Annotated in this window: 18 protein-coding genes; 8 read left to right on the top strand and 10 right to left on the bottom strand. The window is 72.4% G+C overall.

The features are described from left to right. Nucleotides 1-5 precede the first annotated feature (5 nt). The 9 genes from Raf01_RS11540 to Raf01_RS11500 all read right to left on the bottom strand — a co-directional run bounded on the left by Raf01_RS11540 (nucleotide 6) and on the right by Raf01_RS11500 (nucleotide 7543). On the bottom strand, nucleotides 6-986 hold the full coding sequence (locus Raf01_RS11540) for a GHMP family kinase ATP-binding protein (protein WP_203917791.1): 981 nt from the start codon (nucleotides 984-986) through the stop codon (nucleotides 6-8). Beyond that, nucleotides 983-1804, bottom strand: a complete 822-nt coding sequence (locus Raf01_RS11535) for a class I SAM-dependent methyltransferase (protein ID WP_203917790.1) — start codon at nucleotides 1802-1804, stop codon at nucleotides 983-985. Before Raf01_RS11535 ends, Raf01_RS11540 begins: the two co-directional genes overlap by 4 nt. After that, complete coding sequence (locus Raf01_RS11530) at nucleotides 1801-2517, bottom strand: transaldolase (RefSeq protein WP_203917789.1); 717 nt, start codon at nucleotides 2515-2517, stop codon at nucleotides 1801-1803. Before Raf01_RS11530 ends, Raf01_RS11535 begins: the two co-directional genes overlap by 4 nt. After that, nucleotides 2510-3091, bottom strand: a complete 582-nt coding sequence (locus Raf01_RS11525) for a D-glycero-alpha-D-manno-heptose-1,7-bisphosphate 7-phosphatase (protein ID WP_203917788.1) — start codon at nucleotides 3089-3091, stop codon at nucleotides 2510-2512. Before Raf01_RS11525 ends, Raf01_RS11530 begins: the two co-directional genes overlap by 8 nt. After that, entirely contained in the window at nucleotides 3088-4086 is a 999-nt protein-coding gene (locus Raf01_RS11520) for an NAD-dependent epimerase/dehydratase family protein (protein ID WP_203917787.1), read from the bottom strand. Before Raf01_RS11520 ends, Raf01_RS11525 begins: the two co-directional genes overlap by 4 nt. Then, nucleotides 4083-4679: an SIS domain-containing protein gene (locus tag Raf01_RS11515; RefSeq protein ID WP_203917786.1), complete on the bottom strand. Its 597-nt coding sequence runs from the start codon at nucleotides 4677-4679 to the stop codon at nucleotides 4083-4085. Before Raf01_RS11515 ends, Raf01_RS11520 begins: the two co-directional genes overlap by 4 nt. Before the next feature lie 13 nt (nucleotides 4680-4692). Next, nucleotides 4693-5313, bottom strand: coding sequence for a class I SAM-dependent methyltransferase (locus Raf01_RS11510; RefSeq protein WP_203917785.1), 621 nt, complete (start codon nucleotides 5311-5313; stop codon nucleotides 4693-4695). Next, the gene (locus Raf01_RS11505; RefSeq protein ID WP_203917784.1) at nucleotides 5300-6508 is read right to left on the bottom strand and encodes a glycosyltransferase family 2 protein; all 1209 of its coding nucleotides are present in this window, start codon (nucleotides 6506-6508) and stop codon (nucleotides 5300-5302) included. The genes Raf01_RS11510 and Raf01_RS11505 overlap by 14 nt, the downstream gene beginning before the upstream one ends. 510 nt (nucleotides 6509-7018) lie before the next feature. Beyond that, nucleotides 7019-7543: a hypothetical protein gene (locus Raf01_RS11500; protein ID WP_203917783.1), complete on the bottom strand. Its 525-nt coding sequence runs from the start codon at nucleotides 7541-7543 to the stop codon at nucleotides 7019-7021. 69 nt (nucleotides 7544-7612) lie between these two features. Between Raf01_RS11500 and Raf01_RS11495 the strand changes: the two genes are divergently transcribed. From Raf01_RS11495 to Raf01_RS11470, 6 genes are all read left to right on the top strand, one after another. Next, a complete protein-coding gene (locus Raf01_RS11495) occupies nucleotides 7613-8470 on the top strand; it encodes a LysR family transcriptional regulator (protein ID WP_203917782.1) in 858 nt (285 codons plus the stop codon). Then, nucleotides 8467-9018: an RNA 2'-phosphotransferase gene (locus Raf01_RS11490; RefSeq protein WP_203917781.1), complete on the top strand. Its 552-nt coding sequence runs from the start codon at nucleotides 8467-8469 to the stop codon at nucleotides 9016-9018. The genes Raf01_RS11495 and Raf01_RS11490 overlap by 4 nt, the downstream gene beginning before the upstream one ends. Before the next feature lie 111 nt (nucleotides 9019-9129). After that, nucleotides 9130-9756: an ATP-binding cassette domain-containing protein gene (locus tag Raf01_RS11485; RefSeq protein WP_203917780.1), complete on the top strand. Its 627-nt coding sequence runs from the start codon at nucleotides 9130-9132 to the stop codon at nucleotides 9754-9756. Beyond that, nucleotides 9753-11045, top strand: a complete 1293-nt coding sequence (locus Raf01_RS11480; RefSeq protein ID WP_203917779.1) for an ABC transporter substrate-binding protein — start codon at nucleotides 9753-9755, stop codon at nucleotides 11043-11045. Before Raf01_RS11485 ends, Raf01_RS11480 begins: the two co-directional genes overlap by 4 nt. Further along, nucleotides 11042-13165 (top strand): hypothetical protein, encoded by a 2124-nt coding sequence (locus Raf01_RS11475; RefSeq protein WP_203917778.1) that lies wholly within the window; start codon nucleotides 11042-11044, stop codon nucleotides 13163-13165. The genes Raf01_RS11480 and Raf01_RS11475 overlap by 4 nt, the downstream gene beginning before the upstream one ends. Continuing rightward, nucleotides 13162-15582 carry a hypothetical protein gene (locus Raf01_RS11470; RefSeq protein ID WP_203917777.1) on the top strand — a complete coding sequence of 807 codons (2421 nt, stop codon included), beginning with the start codon at nucleotides 13162-13164 and terminating at the stop codon, nucleotides 15580-15582. The genes Raf01_RS11475 and Raf01_RS11470 overlap by 4 nt, the downstream gene beginning before the upstream one ends. Here the strand turns inward: Raf01_RS11470 and Raf01_RS11465 are convergent. Continuing rightward, nucleotides 15542-17035 (bottom strand): nitrate/nitrite transporter, encoded by a 1494-nt coding sequence (locus Raf01_RS11465; RefSeq protein ID WP_203917776.1) that lies wholly within the window; start codon nucleotides 17033-17035, stop codon nucleotides 15542-15544. The genes Raf01_RS11470 and Raf01_RS11465 overlap by 41 nt on opposite strands. 382 nt (nucleotides 17036-17417) lie before the next feature. Here Raf01_RS11465 and Raf01_RS11460 point away from each other — a divergent pair, with 382 nt between their 5' ends. Together Raf01_RS11460 and Raf01_RS11455 are read left to right on the top strand one after the other, a co-directional pair. Next, entirely contained in the window at nucleotides 17418-19523 is a 2106-nt protein-coding gene (locus Raf01_RS11460) for a molybdopterin oxidoreductase family protein (protein WP_203917901.1), read from the top strand. Beyond that, entirely contained in the window at nucleotides 19520-20956 is a 1437-nt protein-coding gene (locus Raf01_RS11455) for an FAD-dependent oxidoreductase (RefSeq protein ID WP_203917775.1), read from the top strand. Before Raf01_RS11460 ends, Raf01_RS11455 begins: the two co-directional genes overlap by 4 nt. Nucleotides 20957-20983 lie beyond the last annotated feature (27 nt).

Here is a 20983-nt window from a genome sequence, read left to right as displayed (position 1 = left end):
CGTCCTCAGTCGCGCACGACGACGACACTGCCGTCGCTGTCGAAGGTGAACCTGACCTCGGTCAGGCCCTCGGCCTTGAGCGCGGTGCGCAGCGCGGCCGGGTTGCGGGTGTAGAACAGCAGGAACCCTCCGGCCCCGGCGCCGACCAGCTTCCCGCCCAGCGCGCCGTTCGCGCGCCCCACCTCATACCACCGGTCGATGTTGCCGTTGGACATGGCGGCCGAGCGCTTCTTCTTGTGCTCCCAGTGCTCGTGCATGAGAGCGGCGAAGCCCTCCACGTCGCCGTGTTCGAGGGCTTCCTTGCTGCGCAGCCCGAGTTCCTTCACGAAGTGCAGGTTGTCGATCATCGCGGCGTCGCCGGCGGTCGACTTGCTGCGCTGCTCTTCGAGCACCTGGTCGGCGGCGCGCGAATACCCGGTGAAGAACATCAGCAGATGCTCCTCGAGGTCGTGGAAGGTGTCCGCGGACACCGCGAGCGGCGCCACGTTCACGCTGCCGTCCGGCTCGAACGAGTACACCTTGAGCCCGCCGAACGCCGCGACGTACTGGTCCTGCTTGCCGACCGGCCGCCCCAGCTGCTCGATCTCGGTGCGGCACGCCTCCTCGGCGACGTCGCCCGCGCTCACGTGGTCGCGGCGGCTCGCGTAGATGGCCCGGAGCAGACCGACGGTGAACGCACCCGACGAGCCCAGACCGGTACCGGACGGGATGTCCGCCATGCTGACGATCTCGACGGACGGCTCCACGCCGTGCGCCCTGAGCACCTCGCGGACGATCGGGTGCTCGATGTCGGACACGTCGCCGACCCGTTCCAGAGCCGAGTACTTGAGGAAGTAGTCGGGTGTGAACGTGCGGTTCATCGAGATGAAGATGTACTTCGAGATCGCGGCCGAGACGACGATCCCGCCGAACCTCTCGTAGTAGGACGGCAGGTCGGTGCCGCCCCCACCCAGGGTGATGCGGAGTGGCGTACGCGTGATGATCATGTCGTCTCCGGTGCCTCCGGCGGAACGGTGGCGATCGCCACCATCTGCCACCCGATCGGGAAGTCGTCCAAGCTGTGCCGGAATCCGAACCCGAAGAACGCCTTCATCGCGGACTCGCCGGGAATGGTGCGTTCGTCGGGGCCGCGCCGCTCGACGTCCTCGATGAGCTTGCGTCCACGGGCGATGACCGCGAGCTTGTAGAGATTGAAGAACGGGAAGCCGGCCCGCATGACCCGCTGGACCGTGTACCCGGCGTCGGTCAGCACGGTACGCAGCTTCTTGGCATCGAAATGCTGGTAGTGACCGATGTGGTGGTCGAACGCGGAGCGCGGGCCGCCCGGTACGGTCACCACGAGGTGGCATCCCGGAGCCAGCAGGGCACGCGCGTTGCGGATCAGTGTCGTGGGGTCGTCCACGTGCTCGAGGACCTCGGAGCACAGCGCGTACGAGGCCGGCTCCTGCCCCTGGGCCAGCTGGGTCGGCTGGAGCAGGTCGACCTGCCGGAACTGTGCCTTGAGGCCCTCGGCGGCGGCCAGCTCGCGGCTGCGCTCGACGCCGCTGGCGCTGTATTCGACGCCCCACACGGTCAGGTCGGGGAATGCGCGCTGGAAGCTCAGCGCGAACTCGCCCTGGCCGCTGCCGATGTCCAGTACCGTCGACCCGGCCGGCGGGTTGCCCAGCAGCTTGAGGATCATGCCGCGGCGGTACAGGTTGGCAGGGTTGCCCTCGGCGGCCTCACCGTACGCGTCCCAGTGGTGGTCCCAGTCGTTCGGGTCCGTCGGGGCGTTCGCCTCCGTCGAGGCGTCCGCGCCGGTCACAGCGTGAACCCCGCGGCCTGGGCGTCGGCGTGGAACATGCGCACCGTCTCGAGGGAGAAGACGTCCAGCGGCTTGCCGAACAGCGCGAGCTTCGCCAGCAGGTCGTGCGTCACCGTGATGATGTCGACCCCGAGGTCGTCGGCCTGGCGTACGTTGAGGATCTCGCGCGGGCTCGCCCACAGCAGCATGACGTTCGGCCGGGCGGACGTGATCTTCAGAGCGTCCGTCATGATCGGGATCGGGTCGCGGCCGGTGTCGGCGATCCGGCCGGCGAAGACCGAGACGATCGCGCCGGCGGTGCCGTCCAGCGCCTCGGTCACCGTCTCGACCTGGCTCACCGTGGTAAGCGCGGTGACGTTGAGCTGGACACCGTCCGAGGTGAGCTGCCGGATCACCGGCGCCGTCGACCGGCCCTCGGTGTCGGTCACCGGCACCTTCACGAAGACGTTCGGTCCCCACGAGGCGATGAACCGCGCCTGGCGGGTCATGCCCTCGAAGTCGTCGGCGAAGACCTCGAAGGAGATCGGCCGGTCGGTGATGACGTCGAGCACCTTGCGGGCGAACGCCTCGTAGTTGTCGACGCCGGACTTGCGCATCAGCGTCGGGTTGGTGGTGAAGCCCTTGATGTCGGGTCGCTCGGCCAGAGTGACCATGGTCTCCAGGTCGGCGCCGTCAGCGTAGATCTGCACGTTCTTGAGCCCGAGGTCAGTCATCGTCGATTTCCCCCTGTGATCGGCATGATTCGATGAACGGAACGGCATGGAACAAGCTGTCAGCGACGGCGTCCGCGCCGGTCGCACGCCGCTCGCCGTACTGGCGGTCGACGTACACGGACCGGACTCCGGCGCGCTGCGCCGCCTCGATGTCGCGCCAGCGGTCGCCGACGCAGAAGCTGCGCGAGAGGTCGAGCCCGAGGCGCCGGGCCGCGTCCAGCATCATGCCGGGACGCGGCTTGCGGCAGGCGCACTCGTCGGCGTCGTCGTGCGGGCACACCACGATCTCGTCCAGCGGCAGGCTCGCCCGCAGGACGTCGTGCATCCGCTCGACCTCCTCGGACGTCTGCCGACCGCGGGCGATGTCGGGCTGGTTGGTCACCACGACGAGCGTGTAGCCCAGCTCCCGCAGCCGGTGGCACGCCGCCTCGACGCCGGGGATGAGGCGCAGGTCCTCGGCGCGATCCGGCGGTACCGGAGTGCCATCGCGCAGTTGGACCTCGTTGAGCACCCCGTCCCGGTCGAGGAAGACCGCCGGCCGGACGGACGGCTCACGGATCGCCGCGCCGGTCACTCGTCGAACCGGCCTTGCCTGGCGTCCACCACCATCGCGGCCAGCGAGTCGCGCAGTGCTTCCCGGCACGACCGCTCGTTCTTCCAGCCGAGCGCGCGGATCCGTTCCGAGTTGAGGCGCACCACCGGGACGTCGCCCTTCCAGCCGCGGTCTCCTCCGGTGTATTCCAGGGTCGTTGACCCGTCGGGCAGCGCCAGGACCTCCATCGCGAGTTCCGCGATCTCGGTGACCGTGATGTAGTCCTCGGTGGCGACGTTGAACACCGCGAACGGGTCGCGGACCTGCTCGGCCGCGGTGAGCACCGCCGCGATGACGTCGCTGACGTACACGTACGACTTGCTCTGCCGGCCGTCGCCGAGGATGCGCAGCCGGGTCGGGTCGGCGATCAGCCGGCGCACGAAGTCGTACCCGACGCCGTGCGTCTGCCGCGGCCCCACCACATTGCCGAACCGGAAGCACCGCGCCGAGATGCCGAACATGTACGCGTACGACGAGAGCAGCGCCTCGCCGGCGAGCTTGCTGGCGCCGTACGTCGACACCGGCACCAGCGGGCCGTGGTCCTCGGCGGCGGCGACCTCACCCAGGTCGCCGTAGATGCCGCTGCCGGAGGCGTACAGGACAAGCCGCACCCCTCCGCGCCGGGCCGCCTCGGCGACGTGATGGGTCAGCACGGTGCCCTGGTCGAAGTCGATCGCCGGGTTGGTGACCGCGGCGGCGATGTCCGGGTTCGAGGCGAGGTGGATCACCGTGTCGTGACCGGTGACCGTGGCGGCCAACTGGTCCAGGTCGCCCACCTCTCCGACGACGACGTCCAGCCGCGGGTCGTCCGCCACGCCGGCGAGGTGCCAGCGACGGCCGGAGGAGAAGTTGTCGTAGACCGTGACCCGTTCGGTGCCCTCGCGCGCCAGCAGCGTCTCGACGAAGTGCCCGCCGATGAATCCGGCCCCGCCGACGACCACGAACCGCCGCATCTCCGCCTCCTGGTTCGACGTCACTTCAGGGACTCCCAGCGGGTCGCCACCCGGGCCAGCGCCGGGTGGGAGACGAGCAGGTGCCAGACCACCGCGCACAGCCCTTCGGTGTGCGGGGTGATGTGGTCCGGGAACAACGGCGGGATGACCACGCACGCCCGGGCGAGTTGGGCCGTGGTGCCGCCGTCCCGGCCGACGATGCCGAAGACGGGTGCGTCGCAGTCCAGAGCCAGCCGGATCGCCGCGACGATGTTCGTCGACACGCCCTTCGCCTCGTCGCCGCCGCCGACGGAGAACACCAGTACCCCGTCGCGTGCGGACAGCCGCGACCCGCGCAGCCACGCCGCGAACGTCGTGTCCCACCCCTCGTCGTTGGCCCGGGCGGTCAGCTCCGAGACGTTGTCGGTGGGGGTGTACGCCTCGATGTCGCAGATCTTCCGGAAGTCGTTGACCGCGTGCGACGCGTGCCCCGCGGACCCGCCCACGCCCAGGATGAACAGGCGGCCGCCGCGCTCACGCACGGCCGCGATGCCCTGCGCGACCTCCTCGATCTGATCGCTGTCGATCGCCTCGATGACAGCCACCGATTCGGCGAGGAACTCCTTGCTGAAGGTCATTCGTGAATCTCTCCTACTTGGCGCGGCAGACCGCGAAGGTGTTCAGGCCGAACTTGTGCCGGAAGCAGCGGATGTGTCGCGGGTTGAACCCGGCTCGGACGAGCAGTGGCCACAGATCCCGGGGGTCGTAGTAGTTCTTGTGGTCCTCCATCTCCTCCGCGGGTGACAGGCCGAGCTTGAACGCCGAGAACTCGAGAGCCCGCTTGCCGAGCCAGGACGGCACGTTGATGGCGCAGACGCCGCCGGGCCGCAGCAGGCGCCGGAACTCGTCGACGCACCGTTGCGGCTCCCACAGGTGCTCCACCACCGACATGCAGAAGATCACGTCGAGGGATGCCGCCGGCAGGACGGTGAGGCAGTCCGGGAGTTCGCCCTCGATGGCCGTGACGTTCGGCGCGTCCCGCAGGTCGGGTGCCAGGCTGATGTCGACCAGCGTGGCGGACCGGACCACGTCGAGGTAGCCGCGCATCGTCGTCGCGTTGAAGCCGCAGCCGAAGTCCGCGACGTCCTTGCCCGCGAGGTCTCCGGCGGTGCGCCGGATCTGGCGCCGGGACAGCCAGACGCCGAACCGGTCGACCGGCGTCAGCCGGTCACTCTGGCCGAAGGACGTCGTGCGGGTGTCAGGACTTGTCATCGACGACTCCGTAACGCACCTGGGTGGCGTGCAGGATCAGGGTGAAACAGAACGTCGAGAAGCCGAAGATCATGAGCAGCAGTCCGGTGATCGCCATGTGGTCGATCGCCGACTGGGGACCCGGCAGCGAGAAGTCGTGCGTGAAGTAGTACACGATCAGAACCAGGTCGAGCAGGAGGCCGACCAGGAACGCGACCCCGCTCGTGATCACCGTGCCGGTGTACCGGAACAGCCGTTGCCACCGTTCTCGTCGTCGACCGGTGTAGTCGAGGAACACGTGCGCCAGGCAGCCGAAGTAGATGCTCTGCAAGCCCAGCACGGACAGGCTGACGCCGATGAGCATCGAGTACAGGCTGAACGTGACGCCGCCGACGGTGATCGAACCGAAGGTCAGCGGGAGCGTGAGGATCAGGCCCATGGTGAGTAGCGCGATGCCCGGCTTGAAGAGAAAGAACTCGGCGCCGTGGATGAACATCGCGCGAAGATTGATCCATGCCGCGGAGAACGGGGAGAACCACCCGGAACGCTTGTGGTGCGACAGCCGGCCGTCGCGGTCCTTGAGGAAGCGGACCGGCACCTCGGTCGTGGTCAGACCCATGCGTACCGACTTGAGCACCATTTCCGACGCGTACTCCCAGGACTGGGACACCAGCCCCATGCGCAGCAGCGCGTTGCGGCTGATGCCCCGCATCCCGCAGTGGATGTCGGTGAACTTGCTCCCGTAGAGGACGTTGAGGATCCAGGTGGTGACCGGAGTGCCGAAATACTGATGCAGCGCGGGCATCGCGCCCGGCTCGATGGAGCCGCGCCAGCGGGAGCCCATCACGAACTCGGAGCCGTCACGCATCGCCTCGACGAACGGGGCCAGTTCCCGGAAGTCGTACGTGCAGTCGGCGTCGCCCATGATGACGTAACGCCCGCGTACGTACGGGATCGCGTCGATGTACGCGCGGCCGAGCCCCCGCTTCGGCGCCCGCAGCACGCGGGCACCACCGGCGAGCGCGATCTGCGCGGTGGCGTCGGTCGACCCGTCGACGATGAGGATCTCGCCCACCACGTTCGCCGCGGCGAGGCCCTGGTGGCACCAGTCGACGAAGTCGGCGATCGTCAATTCCTCGTTGACCGCCGGGATCAGGATCGTCACCTCGGGATCGGTCACGTCGTTCTCGGGGACCAGCAGGGTGATGTCCGACATCGGTCGATCGGACACTTCAGCTGGCAGGTCAACGGCCTGTGTCATCTCTTAGTCGCTTTCTCAGCAGGGTGAAACTGGGTGCGGCTGTGGAGCAGAGGTGGCACGAAGTGCTCGCTCGGGAACCAACCGAGCACTTCTGAAGATTTGCTTCGCTACTCGTTCGTCGTCGCCCCGTCGTCGGTTGCGTGACGGTCGGCGGCGACAGCCCGAACGGCGAGACTGTAATGCATCTCGGGAGCGCGGTGGTACCCCGGATGCCTTCCGACGCCTTACCGACGGTGGCGCGACCTCCCTCGGTGACGATCGGATATCGATCAATAACGCATTGTCGATGAATGGGAACATGATTCCGGTAGAACTCAAAGAACGCCTATCGGATGACACCGGATCGCAATGGGTGAGATTGCCACATCTCAATCTTTACCGCAAATGCCCCGAGCCGGAACGAGGCGGGCCGGGTCGCGGCTTTCGTGTGGGCGCTGCCCTTGTCCGATGGTCCGGGGGTCGCTGTCATCGGCTCTCTGTACGCCGGAGCGAATGGTCGATGAGACCCTCGACAACGACCCATGTCAGAGCGTGTAAGGCGTACCCGGGCACCGCTCGGGACTGGGGTCCGAACAAGTACTGGTGCTCGACGACGCCTCTGATCGCGGCGTGCACCTCCGGGTGATCATCGACGAAGTGGGTCAGCCCGAGTTGCTCGCAGATGGCCCGTTTCTCGGCTCGGGCCCGGCAGAACCAGACCCGGTCGGGTGGCAGTCCGGTACGGCGGTGGAAGTCGTGGGCGACCAGCCACCGACGGGTCCGGTCCTGAATCCTCGGCCCGCACTTGGAGACCAGCCACACCCGACCGTCGAACCGAGTGACGAGCCGGGCGATCGTCTCGACCGCGCCGGGCATCTCGGGGGTGCTCAGCATGGTGGCGTCGTCGCCAGTGAAGAAGGCGGTGTCGCCGCCGGTGGCGCGGGATCCGTCGATGATGACCCGGCCGATGTCGACGCCGAGTCGTGATTCGCGTGTTGTCACGGTGTCCATGCGGCAAGCGTGCGCAATGCCGCGTCGAGGCGGAACTATTGTTTACCGACCCTTCTATAGTCCAGACCTATGGGAGGTAGGGAACTGCTGGAGTCCGACGCGATGCGCGCGTTCGCTGTCTTCGCCGAGCACCGCAACTTCACCACGGCCGCGGCGGCACTGCGGATCAGCCAGCCATCGCTGCATGTGAAGATCCGCAAGCTCGCTACGGGGCTCGGCTGGCAGCTCTACGAGCGGGAGGGACGCCGACTCGTGCTGACCGAGGCCGGGCAGCGGCTGGCCGCACTCGCGGCCGACAACGCGCGGCGTCTGGACGAGTTCCTGCGGGACCTGGACCAGGCGCCGTCGACACTGACGGTAGCGGCCGGCCGGGGCACGTTCCGCTGGGTCATCCCGGACGCGCTGCGCCGGGTCAGCGCGCACGGGCTGCGGATCCAGGTCGTCGTCGCCGACCGGGACTCGGCGGTGGCCGCGCTGTCCACCGGGCGCGCCGATGTCGCCGTGATCGGTTACGACCCGCCGCCGCGCCAATTGGAGTCGGTGCCGATCGCCGAGTATCCGCAGGTACTGGTCATCGACGCGGCGCATCCGCTGGCCCAGCGCGATCAGCTACGCCTGGCCGACCTCGACGGGTTGGACCTGGTGGTACCGCCCGCCGACCGACCGCATCGCAGGGCGCTGGAGCGGGGCCTTGCCGACGCCGGGGTGTCCTGGAACCCGGTCGCCGAGGCGGACGGCTGGGACCTGCTGGTGCACTTCGCCGCGCTCCGCATCGGCGGCACCGTGGTCAACGGCTGCGTACCGGCGCCCGAGGGGTTGGCTGCCGTCCCGGTGACCGATCTGCCGGCCGTGAGGTACTGGGCGGCCTGGCGCGGGCGCCGGCACGCGGGACGGCCGGACATCGTCGAGCACCTGCTGCGACCGTGACCGGCGACCCGGCCGCCGACAGCCGATTCCTCGCCTACGTGCTGAGGCACAATCCGTCCGCCATCGGCGTGACGCTCGACGGTGCCGGCTGGGTCGCGGTGGATGTCCTGCTGGCCGCGATGGCCCGGCACGGCCGGCCGCTGTCCCGGGAAGCGCTCGGTGCGGTGGTCGCCGGCGGCGACAAGCGGCGCTTCGAGACGAGTGGGGGACGCATCCGCGCGATGCAGGGCCACTCCGTTCCGGTGGACCTGGGCCTGGAGCCACTGGCTCCGCCTGCCGTGCTGTTCCACGGGACTGTTCCCCGCTTCCTGGCCGGCATCCGCGCGCACGGGCTGCGCTCCGGTCGCCGTACCCATGTGCACCTGTCCGCCGACGATCAGACAGCGGCGGCCGTCGGCGCCCGCCGGGGGACGCCGGTCGTGCTGCGCGTCGACGCCGCCGGGATGTACCGCGCGGGACAGCTGTTCTACCGCGCCGTGAACGGCGTCTGGCTCACCGCCGAGGTCCCTCCACAGTGGATCGTTCTGCCGCCCGAGCTCTCCACCTGAGAAAGTTGTCCGATGCCGGGTCGGCAGCGGCACGGCGCTCCGATCCGCGGCTAGGCTGCGCTGGGGTTGCACAGACATGTACAGATGGTTAGCGTTTGAGCGCTACCGGAGGTGATCGAAGCGCTACGACTGCACCAGCTGATCGTCGCCGCGCCGGCCCGGGGTCCGGTGGTCCGGGTTTCCGTGCAGGTGCCGACCGCCTCGTTCGGCGCGGTCGAGGCACCGGCGCGGACCGGGCGGGCGGTGTCCCGGGTGGTGGCCGGGCTCGCGACGCCGCGGTCCGGGCAGGTCTGGGTCGGCGGTCGCGACGTCACGCAGCTGCCCCCGGCGCGCCGGCAGATCGGGTACGTGCCGGCCGGCGGCGCCCTGCTCCCGCACCTGACCGTGCGCCGGAACATCGAGTACGGGCTGCGCCGCCGTGAGCTGGTCCACGACGTGTCACGGGACTGGGTGGAGACGGTGATCGAACGGCTCGAACTGCGCGCCACCCTGGACCTGCGACCGCATCACCTGTCGGAGGCGCAGAGGCTGCGGGTCGCGCTCGCTCGGGCAGCCGCCTGCCTGCCCGAGGTGCTGATGCTGGACCTGCCGACCCAGGCCGGCGCGGAGGGGCTGAGCGATCTGGTACCGCTGGTGTCGCCGCGGGACGCGCCGGGAGTCTCGGTACTGGTGTGCTCAGCGGATCCCGGTGTGCTCGACGGGATTCCGTTGCGGGTACGGCCGGAGGCGGTCACGTGACGCCCGGGCGCGACCGGGGCGCACCGGCCGCGAGCCGGCGTGCGGTGCTGCGCGCCGCCGGGCTGGCCGGGGTGTCGGCCATGGCCGGCGCGGGTTGCTCGCTGTCGGGCCGGGCCACCCAGGTCGCTGTCCCGTGGAGCGACGGTGAACTGGACCAGTTCCGCGCGGTGCTGCGCGGGTACCCGGCGCCGGTCGAGGTGGTCAGCGCCGGTGACGACATCGACGCGTTCCTGCGCGCCCGGCACCTGGCCGGCACCAGTCCGGACGTGGCCATCCTGTCCCGGCCCGGCCTGGTGACCGAGTACGCCCAGCGGAACTGGCTCGCTCCGCTGTCCGACGACCTGGCGGCGCCGTTCCGATCCGAGTGGAGCGACCTGCTGCGCTGGAACGGCCGGCTGTACGGCGCCTGGGTCAAGGCCGCCTTCAAGTCGCTGTTCTGGTACCTGCCGTCCAATGTGGACAGTGTGCCGCAGACCTGGGAGGACCTTGTGGCCCTGGTCCGGCGGATGGGCGCGGCCGGTTCCGGCCCGGTCCCGCTGGCCATCGGCGCCGCCGACGGCTGGGTGCTCACCGACTGGCTCGAGAACGTGCTGACCTGTGTCGCGCCGGCCGGCTTCTACGACGCGCTGGCGCGCGGCGAGCCGCGCTGGACCGAGCCGCCGGTGACCGAAAGCCTCACCCTGCTGGCCGAACTGTGGGCCCTGCCCGGCGCGTTCATCGGTGGACCCTCCCGGGCGCTGCTGACCCAGTGGGACGAGTCGGTGGTCGAGGTGACCACCGGACGCGCCGCCCTGGTCTTCGAGGCGGACTACGCGCAGGGGTACGCCGCCTCGTTCGGCAAGCCTGGCCTCCCGGCGGCGCGGACCTTCCGGTTCCCGAGCGTGGACGGAGTGCGACCGCTGGTCATGGGCGGCGACGCGGCGGTGGTGCTGCACGGCTCGCGGCGGGGGGAGGACCTGATCCGGTACCTGGTGGGGGCGCACGCGTTCGACCCGTGGATCGCGGCCGGCGGGTACCTCTCGCCGAACCTGGGGGTGCGGACCGACCGGTACCCGGAGGGCCTGCAGCGCCAGTTGGCCGAGGAGATGAACGACGCGCCGGTGCTGCGCTTCGACCTGTCCGACCGGCTGATCGGATCGTTCGGCGGCGCGGACGGGGTCGGCATCTGGCGTGTCCTGCAGGACTTCTTCCGTTCGGTTACGGCGAAGGGAGCGGACCGGGCCGCGGTGGTCAACCGCACCGCCGCGACGCTCAACCAGGCGGCCCGGCGGGCCGGGGGTGCGCCGTGACGGACGGGAAGCGCCCGGAGAGCCAGGTGCGCGCCGGCGCCGTGCCGCTGCCCAGCGGGCCGCCGCCGGGCGAACGGGTCGACGGTGAGCGGGCGGGCAGCGAACGGGCGGGCGGCGAGCGGCTGGACGGCGAACGGCTGGACGGCGAACGGCTGGCGCGGGGCACCCGCGACCCGCTGCTGGGCGAACTGGTGCTGCTCGACGACGTCGGGCCGGTACGGCGCGGGCGGGCGTACCCGGCGGCCGGGGCGGCGACGGTCCTGCTCGTACCGGCCGGGGTGCTGCTCGCCGCGCTGGTGCTGTGGCCGGTGGTGCGCACCCTCCAGGCCAGCGTCATCGATCCGGACACCCACGCGTTCGTCGGGCTGGCCAACTTCGAGCTGCCCTGGCCGGTGATCGGCCGTACCGTGCTGTGGGCGCTGGTCGTCCCGGCGGTGGTCACGGCGCTGGGGTACCTGCTGGCCAGCGCATCCCGGCGCACCTACGAGGGGCGGCTGGTCCGGCTGATCCTGCTGCCCCCGATCGCGGTACCGCTGGTGGTCACCGCGGTGGTGTTCCGGCTGATGTACGACCCGGACCGCGGCCGGGGCACGGCGACCGCCCTGGCCGCCGCGCTGTTCGGCAAGGCACCCAGCTTCCTCGGGCCGACGCTCATCACGGTGTCGTTGATGTCGGCGTTCGTCTGGGCCTGGGTCGGCCTGGCCGTGGTGGTGTTCCGGGCGGCCCTGGACGCGATCCCGGCCAACCTCGCCGACAGCGTGCGCGCCTATGGCGGCACCCGGCTGGACGTGTTCCGTGACGCGCGCTGGAAGCCTCTGCTGCGGCGTACCGTCGCGGTGGTCTTCGCCCTGGTGGCCCTCGCCACCGCGCGTACCTTCGACCTGATCCTGGTGCTCGCGCCCGGCTCGGTCCGGGACGCGGCTTCGGTGCTCGCGGTGCGGGTGTGGCAGACCTCCGGCGGCACCACCAGCGGCCGGGGTGCCGCGGTCGGCGTGCTCTGGCTGGCCATCGTGGCGCTGGGCATGGTGCTGGCGTCGCTGGGCGTACGCCAGGCGTGGCCGCCGCCCACGATCCCGCCGCCGCGCAGGCGAAGGAAGACGAAAGGCGCGGCGCCCGTGCCCCGGCCGGGCGAGCCGCGCGGAAGCGAGCCGGTAGGCGGCCAGCCCGGGGGAGGCGAGCCGGCCGGGAACGGGACCGGCGGCACGACCGAGAGCGGCGACGGGACCGAGAGCGGCGACGCCGACGGGGACGGGACCGACGGCGACGAGACCGACGAGGACGAGGGCTCGCCGGCCGAGCGACGGTCCCGGGCCGGCCGGGCGGTGCGCGCGATCGGCCGGGCGGTGCCGTCCGTGGCCGCCGTGCTCTGGGCGTTCCCGTTGCTGGTGCTGGTGGCCACGTCGCTGCACAGCCCGGAGGACGCGGCCACCGCCGGCTGGTGGCGGGCGCCGCTGAGGCTGGCCTCGTACCAGCAGATCTTCGACGACTCCACGCTGAGCCGGTCGCTGCTGTTCACCGCCGCCCTTGCCCTGGTGGTGACCGTGGTCGTGGTCGGCCTCGCGCTGCTCGCCGCGTACCCGCTGGCCTGGCTGGCCGGGCCCGCCGCGCAGACGGCCGGCATGGTGCTGCTGGCGGCGTCGGTGGTACCGGTCCAGGTGATCGCCGGCCCGGTCAACGAGGTGCTCGCCACGGTACGGCTCAGCGGCAGCTCGCAGGGGCTGGCGCTGGTCCACATCGCGCTCGGCCTGCCGTTCACGATCCTGGTGCTGCGCAACGCGCTCGCCGACGTACCGGCCGCGACCCTGCGCCGGGTGCGGCTGACCGGGCAGCGGGAGTGGGACGCGGTGTGGCGGATGGCCACCTCGATCCGGCCGGCGGTGGTGGCCGTGTGCGTGCTGGAGTTCGTCCAGGTGTGGAACGACTTCGCGGTCGGCCTGCTGTTCAGCGGGCCCGACGGAACCCCGCTCGGCCTGCTGGTCTACGGCCAGGCCCGGGAGTTCGTGACCGCCAGCGGCCCGCTCGCGGCCATCTCGACGCTGGTGTCGGTCGTGCCGGTGCTGCTGGTCGTGCTGGCCCGCCGCCAGGTCGTCGCCGGCCTGGTGTCGGGGGCGCTGCGATGACCGGCTCGAAGGGCGGCGGCCCGTCGCCACGCCGGTACCTGTGGAAGGCCGCGGCGACGGTCCTCACCGGTGCCGCCGGGATCAGCGTCGAGGTACTGGTCAACCAGGTCAGCAACAACTCCTGGACCTCGATACCGGCGGCCGTGGTCCTGGCCGGCGCCGGGGTGTTCCTGCTGTACCTGCAGTGGCGGCCCAGACCCGAACCTTCCGACGGTCCGGGCGCCGACGCCGCCGAGGCGGTCCTCACCTCGTCGGTGGGCGGGTCCACCACGCTGCCCTACACGTCCGGGTTCGCCGGGCGCGACGACGATGTCGCCGGGATCGTCGAGGCGCTGGAGCGCGAGCACGCGGTGGCCGTCGTCGGTCGGCGCGCGGTGGGTACCTCGTCGTGCGCGGTGGAGGCGGCCAACGTGATCCGGCAGAAGCCCGGTCGCGACGAGATCTACTACCTGAACCTGCGCCCGGGTGGCCGGCGCCGCAACGCCCGGTGGATGCTCGCCGAACTGGCCCGGGCGGTGGGCGTCGCCGAGCCGCGCAACGGCCTGCCCGCCGCCCTCGCGGAGACCGTGGCCGCGCTGCGCGAACGGCTGAACGACGAGAACATCCTGCTGGTCCTCGACAACGTGGACAGCACGGCCCAGGTCCGGCCGTTGCTGCCGCCGACCTCGGCGTGCCGGCTGCTGTTCGCGGGTACCCCGGCGATGGCCGGCATGGACGGGGTGGCGGCGCGCTGGCTGGCCGAGCCCGACCCGGACGACGCGGTGGAGATGTTCGCCGCGGCCGGGCAGGCGGCGCCCGGCGCCCGCAGCCCGCGCGTGGATCCGCGCGACGATCCGGCGGTGCGCGACATCGTCGACCTGTGCGGCCGGCAGCCGCGGGCGATCCGCGCGCTGGGCTACCGGATGGCCCGGCACGGCTGGCGCTCGGCCGACGTGCTGACCCTGCTGCGTACGGCGGTGCACGCGCCGGCCCACCACCGGGCGCCGGTCGCCGACGCGCTGGCCCCGCTCACCGGCCGGGACGTCGCCTACCTGGCGCTCCACCCGGGCGCCCGGAGGTTGTTCCGGCTGCTGGCGCTCGCCCCGCGCGCGGTGGACCGGTCGGCCATCGGCGCGCTCGCCTATCGCTCCCCGGCACGGCTGGACCGGCTGCTGGAGGAGTTGGCCAACGGCGCCTTCGTGGTCGGTGCGGCGGGCAGCCGGTACGAGGTGCGGCCGCTGCTGGTCGGGTACGCGCGGCTGCACCTGCGCCAGGAGGAACCGGCCCGGCGCCGGGTCGCCGCCCAGGCCCGGCTGCTGAGGCTGCTGGCCCGCCGCGCCGAGCGGCACGTGGCCAGCCTGGCCGTCATGGGCCTGCGGGCACCCGGGAACGTCGCCTCGACCACCAGGGATCCGGACCTGCCGCTGGACGACGACCCGTACGGTTGGTTCGACCTCCACGGCGACCTGCTCCGGGCGCTGGTCGAAGACACGCCCGGCGCGGCCCGCACGACGCGGCCGATGCCCCGACGGCTGCGCCGCCGGTGGTTCCGGCTGGCCGTCGCGCTGGCCGGCTGGTATGCGCACGAGGACCGGCTCGACGACTGGGCCGGGGTGTGCCGGGCGGTGCTCGCCGCACCGACCGCCGGCGACCGGCCGGAGATCGCCGCCTGGGCGCACAACGAACTCGGCGTGCTGCGCCGCCGCCGGGGTGACGCGCAGGGTGCGGCGGCCGCGCTGACCCTGGCGCTGGCCGAACGGGGCCGCCGGGCGACGGCGCAGGCGCAGATGAACCTGGGGCTCGCCCTGCTCGACCTCGGCCTGATCGACGATGCCATCGAGCACCTGGAGCTGGCCCGCCGGCACCGGGCACACGCCGACCGGGCCGGGCAGTCGCTGACCGACCTCGCGCTGGGTGCGGCGTACCTGAACAAGGCGGTACCCGAACGGGCGCACCACCACCTGGTACGGGCGGCCAACACGTTCCGGGCGCTCGGCGAGTCCCGCGGGTACGCGGCCGCGCTGACCAACCTGGCGCTGGCGCAGTCCCGGCTCGGTGAGCACCTGGACGCGGCCCAGTCGTGGACCGCCGCACTGCGCGAGTACGACGGCCTGACCGACCTGACCGGCCGGACCGCGGCCCTGCTCAACGCGGGCGCCGCCATCCTGGCGTCCACCCCGTCCCGGGCCGGTCAGGCATACCACCTGCTCGCCGAGGGGCGCGAGCTGCGCGCCGGGCGCCGGCCGGACGGCGGGCTGGGCCGGACCCTGCTGTACCTGGGCGACGCCGCCGAGCTGTTGGGTCGCGCGACGGACGCGCGCCAACACTGGTCGGAGGCGGCCGAGGTGTGCGACGCGGTGGGCGACGCGGCCGGTGCCGCGGCGGCGAACGGGCGCCTCACCCCGCCACTCGGCGACCCGACCGCGCCCCGGCCCTGAGCGGATCGGCCCTGAGCGGATCGGCCCCGAGCGGATCGGTCGTCGGCGGATCGGTCGTGAGCGCGCCGGCCGCCCGGCCGCTCGGGCGCAGGTACACGATCCAGGTGACCGCGCAGCACAGCAGGTAGCACGCGATGAACGCCAGATACGCGCCGTCACCGCTGTGGTAGGTCAGGAACGACTGCCGGAACGCGACGTTCACCAGCACGCCGCCGAACGCGCCGACCGCACCCGCGATGCCGATCACCGCTCCGGACAGCCGCCGCGCCTCCGCCTCGGCCCGCGCCGGGTCCGGCTGGATCCGCGCCGACTGGCCGTGGAAGATGGCCGGGATCATCTTGTACGTCGAGCCGTTGCCGAACCCGCTGAGCACGAACAGGATCACGAAGCCGGTCACGAACAGCGGCAGGGAGTGCTGCCGGGAGGCGAGCAGCACCAGCCCGGCGCCCGCGGCCATCGCGACGAACGTCCAGAACGTCACCCAGGCACCGCCGAGCCGGTCAGCCAGCGCGCCGCCGGCCGGCCGGACCAGCGACCCCAGCAGCGGACCGAGGAAGGTCAGGTAGGCCGCCCGGACCGGGCTGCCGAACTCCGCGCCGAACTGCACCTGGAGCACCTGCCCGAAGGCGAAGCCGAACCCGATGAACGACCCGAAGGTGGCGAGGTACAGCACCGACACGATCCAGGTGTGCGGCTCGCGGCAGGCGTCGCGGATGGCCCGCCGGTCACTCGATCCGGTACCCAGGTTGTCCATGAACAGCACGGCGGACAGCGCCGCGAGCACGATCAGCGGCAGGTACACGCCGGCGATCAGCCGGGGGTGCCCGGCACCGGACGCGGCGAGCACGGCCAACCCGACCAGTTGCACGACCGCGACGCCGAGGTTCCCGCCGCCGGCGTTCACCCCCAGGGCCCGGCCCTTGAGCCGCTGCGGATAGAAGGCGTTGACGTTGGTCATGGACGAGGCGAAGTTGCCGCCGCCGACACCGGCGAGCGCGGCCGCGACGACCAGCGTGGAGTACGGCACGCCGGGCCGGAGCACGGCGGCGACCACCCCGGCCGGTACCAGCAGGAGCAGCGCGCTGACCACGGTCCAGTTGCGGCCGCCGAACCGGGTGACCGCGAACGTGTACGGCAGCCGCAGGGCGGAACCGACCAGGGCGGGAACCGTGGTCAGGGTGAACTTGCCGGCCGGATCGATGTGGTACGCGGGCCCGAGGAACAGTACGAGCACCGACCACATGGTCCAGACGGAGAACCCGATGTGCTCGGTGAGGACGGACAGCACCAGGTTCCGGCGGGCGATCCGGGCTCCGGTGCCGGCCCAGAAGGCGGGATCCTCTGGCCGCCAGTCGGCGATCCAGCGTCCGGTGCGGCGCCGCCCTTCCGGCCGCGCCGGTGCGGGTGAGGCCGGTCGCTCGGACCGGACGTCGGAAGAGTGAACGGTACTCATCGGGGATACCTCCCGGTCGGCGCGCGATGGCGTAGCAGCGTGGCGGCGACGGTAGGGGCGGCCCGTTTCCCGGCCGTTCGGCGTCCGGGTCGGCCAGGAAACCGTCCGCGCACGGCGGCCGGCCCGGCTTGTGAGTTGTGAGGCCGGCTCGGCTGAGTTCCCACGTCGTGAGAGGCCGGCCCGGTTCACAGCGGGTACCCGGCCCGTGTGAGATCGGCTTTGCCAACCGGAAACTGATCGGACCTCGGGGTGAAACCGCTCGCCGGCACGCTGGCGCCATGGCTGAGGTGACGACCGGTGACTGAGGTGACGACCCGTGGCTGAACCGGCGGCCACCGGCGGGGTGGCGACGCACTGCCCGTACTGCGCCCTGCAGTGCGGGATGACGCTGCGGTCGCGGGCGGACGGCGGGGTCGAGGTGGCGCCGCGGGACTTCCCGACCAACCGGGGCGGCCTGTGCCAGAAGGGCTGGACCGCGGCGGAACTGCTCGACCATCCCGGGCGGCTGACCACCCCGCTGGTTCGGGACTCGAAGGGCGGGCCGCTGCGGCCGGCCGGCTGGGACGAGGCGCTTGCCCGGATCGTGGACGGCATCGGAGCGCTGCGCGCCGCGCGCGGCCCGGACTCGGTCGCCGTCTTCGGGGGTGGCGGGCTGACCAACGAGAAGGCGTACGCCCTGGGCAAGTTCGCCCGCGCCGTGCTGGGCACCCGGTACATCGACTACAACGGCCGGTTCTGCATGTCTTCCGCCGCCGCGGCCGGGATCCGCGCCTTCGGGGTGGACCGCGGCCTTCCGTTCCCGCTGGCCGACCTGGCCGAGGCAGACGTCCTGCTGCTGGCCGGCGCGAACCCGGCGGAGACCATGCCGCCGCTCGTGCGCTACCTCACGAGCCAGCGGGAGCGGGGCGGTCAGCTGATCGTGGTGGACCCTCGGAGCACGCCGACGGCCCGGCACGCGTCGCTGCACCTGGCGGCCATGCCGGGTACCGACCTGGCGCTCGCGAACGCACTGCTGCACGTGGCGATCGTCGAAGGGCTGGTGGACCGCGGGTACGTGGACGCGCGTACCACCGGCTTCGACCGGGTGGCCCGGGTGGCCACCGGTTACTGGCCGGAGCGGGTGGAGCGGCTGACCGGCGTGAGCGCGGCCGACCTGCGGACCGCCGCGCGGGCGCTGGCCGGTGCCCGGCGGGCCGTCATCGTCACGGCGCGCGGCGCCGAACAGCACAGCAAGGGCACCGACACGGTGTCCGCCTGGATCAACCTCGCGCTCGCGCTGGGGCTGCCCGGCCGGCCCGGCTCCGGGTTCGGGTGCCTGACCGGTCAAGGCAACGGGCAGGGCGGCCGGGAACACGGGCAGAAGGCGGACCAGCTTCCCGGGTACCGGCGGATCGACGACCCGCGGGCACGGGCGCACGTGGCCGCCGTGTGGGGCGTCGACCCGGCGGACCTGCCGGCCGCGGGGGTGTCGGCGGTCGAACTGCTGGACCGGCTCGGTACCCCGCACGGTCCCGGAGCGCTGCTGGTCTTCGGCGCGAATCCGGTGGTGTCCGCGCCGAGGGCCCGCCGGGTCGAGCGCCGGCTCGCCGCGCTCGACCTGCTCGTGGTCGCCGACTTCGTGCGTTCGGAGACCGCCGAGCTGGCCGACGTCGTGCTGCCGACCGCGCAGTGGGCCGAGGAGGACGGCACCATGACCAACCTGGAGGGCCGGGTCCTGCGCCGCCGCGCGGTGCGCCGGCCACCTCCGGGGGTACGCACCGACCTCGCGATCCTCGCCGACCTGGCGGCCCGGCTGGCGCCCGGCTCTCCGGCCGCAGGCAGCGTTCCGGCGGGCGGCGGCGCTCTGGCAGGCGGCGCCCCGGGCCGGGCAGAAGCACCCGGCCCGGTCACCGTGCCGGGCACACCCGCCGAGGCGTTCGCCGAGCTGCGCCGGGCGTCGGCCGGCGGCCCGGCGGACTACGCCGGCATCGACTGGGAACGCATCGACGCGTCGGACGGAGTGTTCTGGCCGTGCCCGCGCCCGGACCACCCGGGTACGCCCCGGCTGTTCACCGAGCGTTTCGCCACACCCGACGGGCGGGCCCGGTTCGTACCGGTGGAGCACCGGCCGCCGGCCGAGCCGCCCGACGAGGCGTACCCGTTCCTGCTCACCACGGGGCGGGTGCTGGCCCAGTACCAGTCCGGCGCGCAGACCCGGCGGGTGGCGGCGCTGAACCGGGCGGCACCGGGTGCCTTCGTCGAGGTGCATCCCGACCCGGCCGCGCTTCTGTCCATAGTGGACGGCGACCCGGTACGGGTGGTGACTCGCCGGGGCGTCATCGAGGTACCGGCCCGGGTCGTCGACACCATCCGGCCGGACACGCTGTTCGTCCCGTTCCACTGGCCGGGGGCGGCGCGCGCCAACTCGGCGACCACGGACGCACTGGACCCCACGTCGGGGATGCCGGAGTTCAAGGCGTGCGGCGCGCGGCTGGAACGGGCGGCATGAGAGTCGTCGTGGTCGGCCACGGGATGAGCGGTGCCCGGCTGGTGTCCGAGCTGCACGCCCGCGACCCGGAGCTGGACCTCACCGTTCTCGGCGCCGAGCCACACCCGGCGTACAACCGGATCCTGCTGTCCGCGGTCGTCGCCGGCACGGTGGCCGAGGCAGACATCACGCTCGTCGAGCCGGCCGCCCACCGCGCGTCCACCCGGCTGGGGACCGCCGTCGTCGACCTGGACCGGGCCGCGCGCACGGTCTGGACGTCGGACGGCGGCCGGCTGCGGTACGACCGGCTCGTGCTGGCGACCGGTGGGCGGGCGGTGCTGCCCGAGATCAAGGGGCTGGTCGGCGACGACGGCAGCCTCCCGGACCGGGTGGCGCCGTTCCGCACCCTGGACGACTGCCGCCGGATCACCGCGCTCGCTTCCGGCGCGCGTACCGCGCTGGTCCTCGGCGGCGGGCTGCTTGGCCTGGAGGCGGCCCGCGGGCTCGCCCGCCGCGGCTTGGCGGTGACCGTCCTCCACGCGGTCGGCCACCTGATGGACCGCCAGCTCGACGCGGCGGCCAGCGCGGTGCTCGTGGACAGCCTGGCGTCGCTGGGGGTGCGGGTCGAGCTCGACGCGTGCACGGTCGCCGTCGCGCCGGACGTCGGGCGGGTCGAGGCCGTGCTGGCCGACGGCCGCCGGTTGGCCGGGGATCTGCTCGTGGTCGCGTGCGGGATACGGCCGGAGACCGATCTCGCGGTACGCGCGGGGCTGGCGGTCGAGCGCGGCGTCGTGGTCGACGACCGGATGCGCACCAGCGACCCGCGGGTGTTCGCGATCGGCGACTGCGCCGAGCACGCCGGCAGGGTCACCGGCCTGCTGGCACCGGCCTGGGCGCAGGCTCGGGTCGCCGCCGACGTGATCACCGCGGCCCGGCCACTGGCCCGGTACCGGCCCACCGCCCCGGTGACCCGGCTCAAGGCGGCCGGCATCGACCTCGCGGCGATGGGCGACTCGACGCGTACCGGCGGGGACCAGGTCACGTACGCCGACCCGGCCCGGGGGACGTACGCGAAGCTCGTGGTGCGGGACAACCGGCTGTCCGGCGCCATCATGATCGGCGACAACCCGACCGTCGGCACGGTCATCCAGATGTTCGACCGGGGTACGCCGCTGCCGCCCGATCCGCGCGCGCTGCTGCTCGGCCGGTGGATCGGCGGCCCGGTGCCGGTCGGTGCGCCGCAGGCGTCGCCGTCGCTGATGCCCGACGCCGCGGTCGTCTGCCAGTGCAACACGGTCACCAAGAAGGATCTGGTGGGCTGCTGGCGTGGCGGCGCCCGGACGGTCGGGGATCTGGTCGCCGGTACCCGCGCGAGCACCGGGTGCGGCAGTTGCCGGGACACCGTCGAGGGCATCCTCGGCTGGCTTCGAGGAGCGGAGGAGGACGTCGCGTGAGTATTGACTCGTCGCCACCGACCAGGG

The organism is Rugosimonospora africana, from assembly GCF_016862975.1.
Classification (GTDB): domain Bacteria; phylum Actinomycetota; class Actinomycetes; order Mycobacteriales; family Micromonosporaceae; genus Rugosimonospora; species Rugosimonospora africana.
This window is presented reverse-complemented; position numbering and strand designations above follow the sequence as displayed.

Bases quoted from the DNA above. Each gene is read 5' to 3' on its own strand.
- Raf01_RS11530 (WP_203917789.1), bottom strand. From the start codon at position 2,517: ATGACTGACCTCGGGCTCAAGAACGTGCAGATCTACGCTGACGGCGCC.
- Raf01_RS11510 (WP_203917785.1), bottom strand. From the start codon at position 5,313: ATGACAAGTCCTGACACCCGCACGACGTCCTTCGGCCAGAGTGACCGG.
- Raf01_RS11455 (WP_203917775.1), top strand. From the start codon at position 19,520: ATGAGAGTCGTCGTGGTCGGCCACGGGATGAGCGGTGCCCGGCTGGTG.
- Raf01_RS11465 (WP_203917776.1), bottom strand. From the start codon at position 17,035: ATGAGTACCGTTCACTCTTCCGACGTCCGGTCCGAGCGACCGGCCTCA.
- Raf01_RS11470 (WP_203917777.1), top strand. From the start codon at position 13,162: ATGACCGGCTCGAAGGGCGGCGGCCCGTCGCCACGCCGGTACCTGTGG.
- Raf01_RS11495 (WP_203917782.1), top strand. From the start codon at position 7,613: ATGGGAGGTAGGGAACTGCTGGAGTCCGACGCGATGCGCGCGTTCGCT.
- Raf01_RS11515 (WP_203917786.1), bottom strand. From the start codon at position 4,679: ATGACCTTCAGCAAGGAGTTCCTCGCCGAATCGGTGGCTGTCATCGAG.
- Raf01_RS11540 (WP_203917791.1), bottom strand. From the start codon at position 986: ATGATCATCACGCGTACGCCACTCCGCATCACCCTGGGTGGGGGCGGC.
- Raf01_RS11500 (WP_203917783.1), bottom strand. From the start codon at position 7,543: ATGGACACCGTGACAACACGCGAATCACGACTCGGCGTCGACATCGGC.
- Raf01_RS11505 (WP_203917784.1), bottom strand. From the start codon at position 6,508: ATGTCGGACATCACCCTGCTGGTCCCCGAGAACGACGTGACCGATCCC.
- Raf01_RS11460 (WP_203917901.1), top strand. From the start codon at position 17,418: ATGACGCTGCGGTCGCGGGCGGACGGCGGGGTCGAGGTGGCGCCGCGG.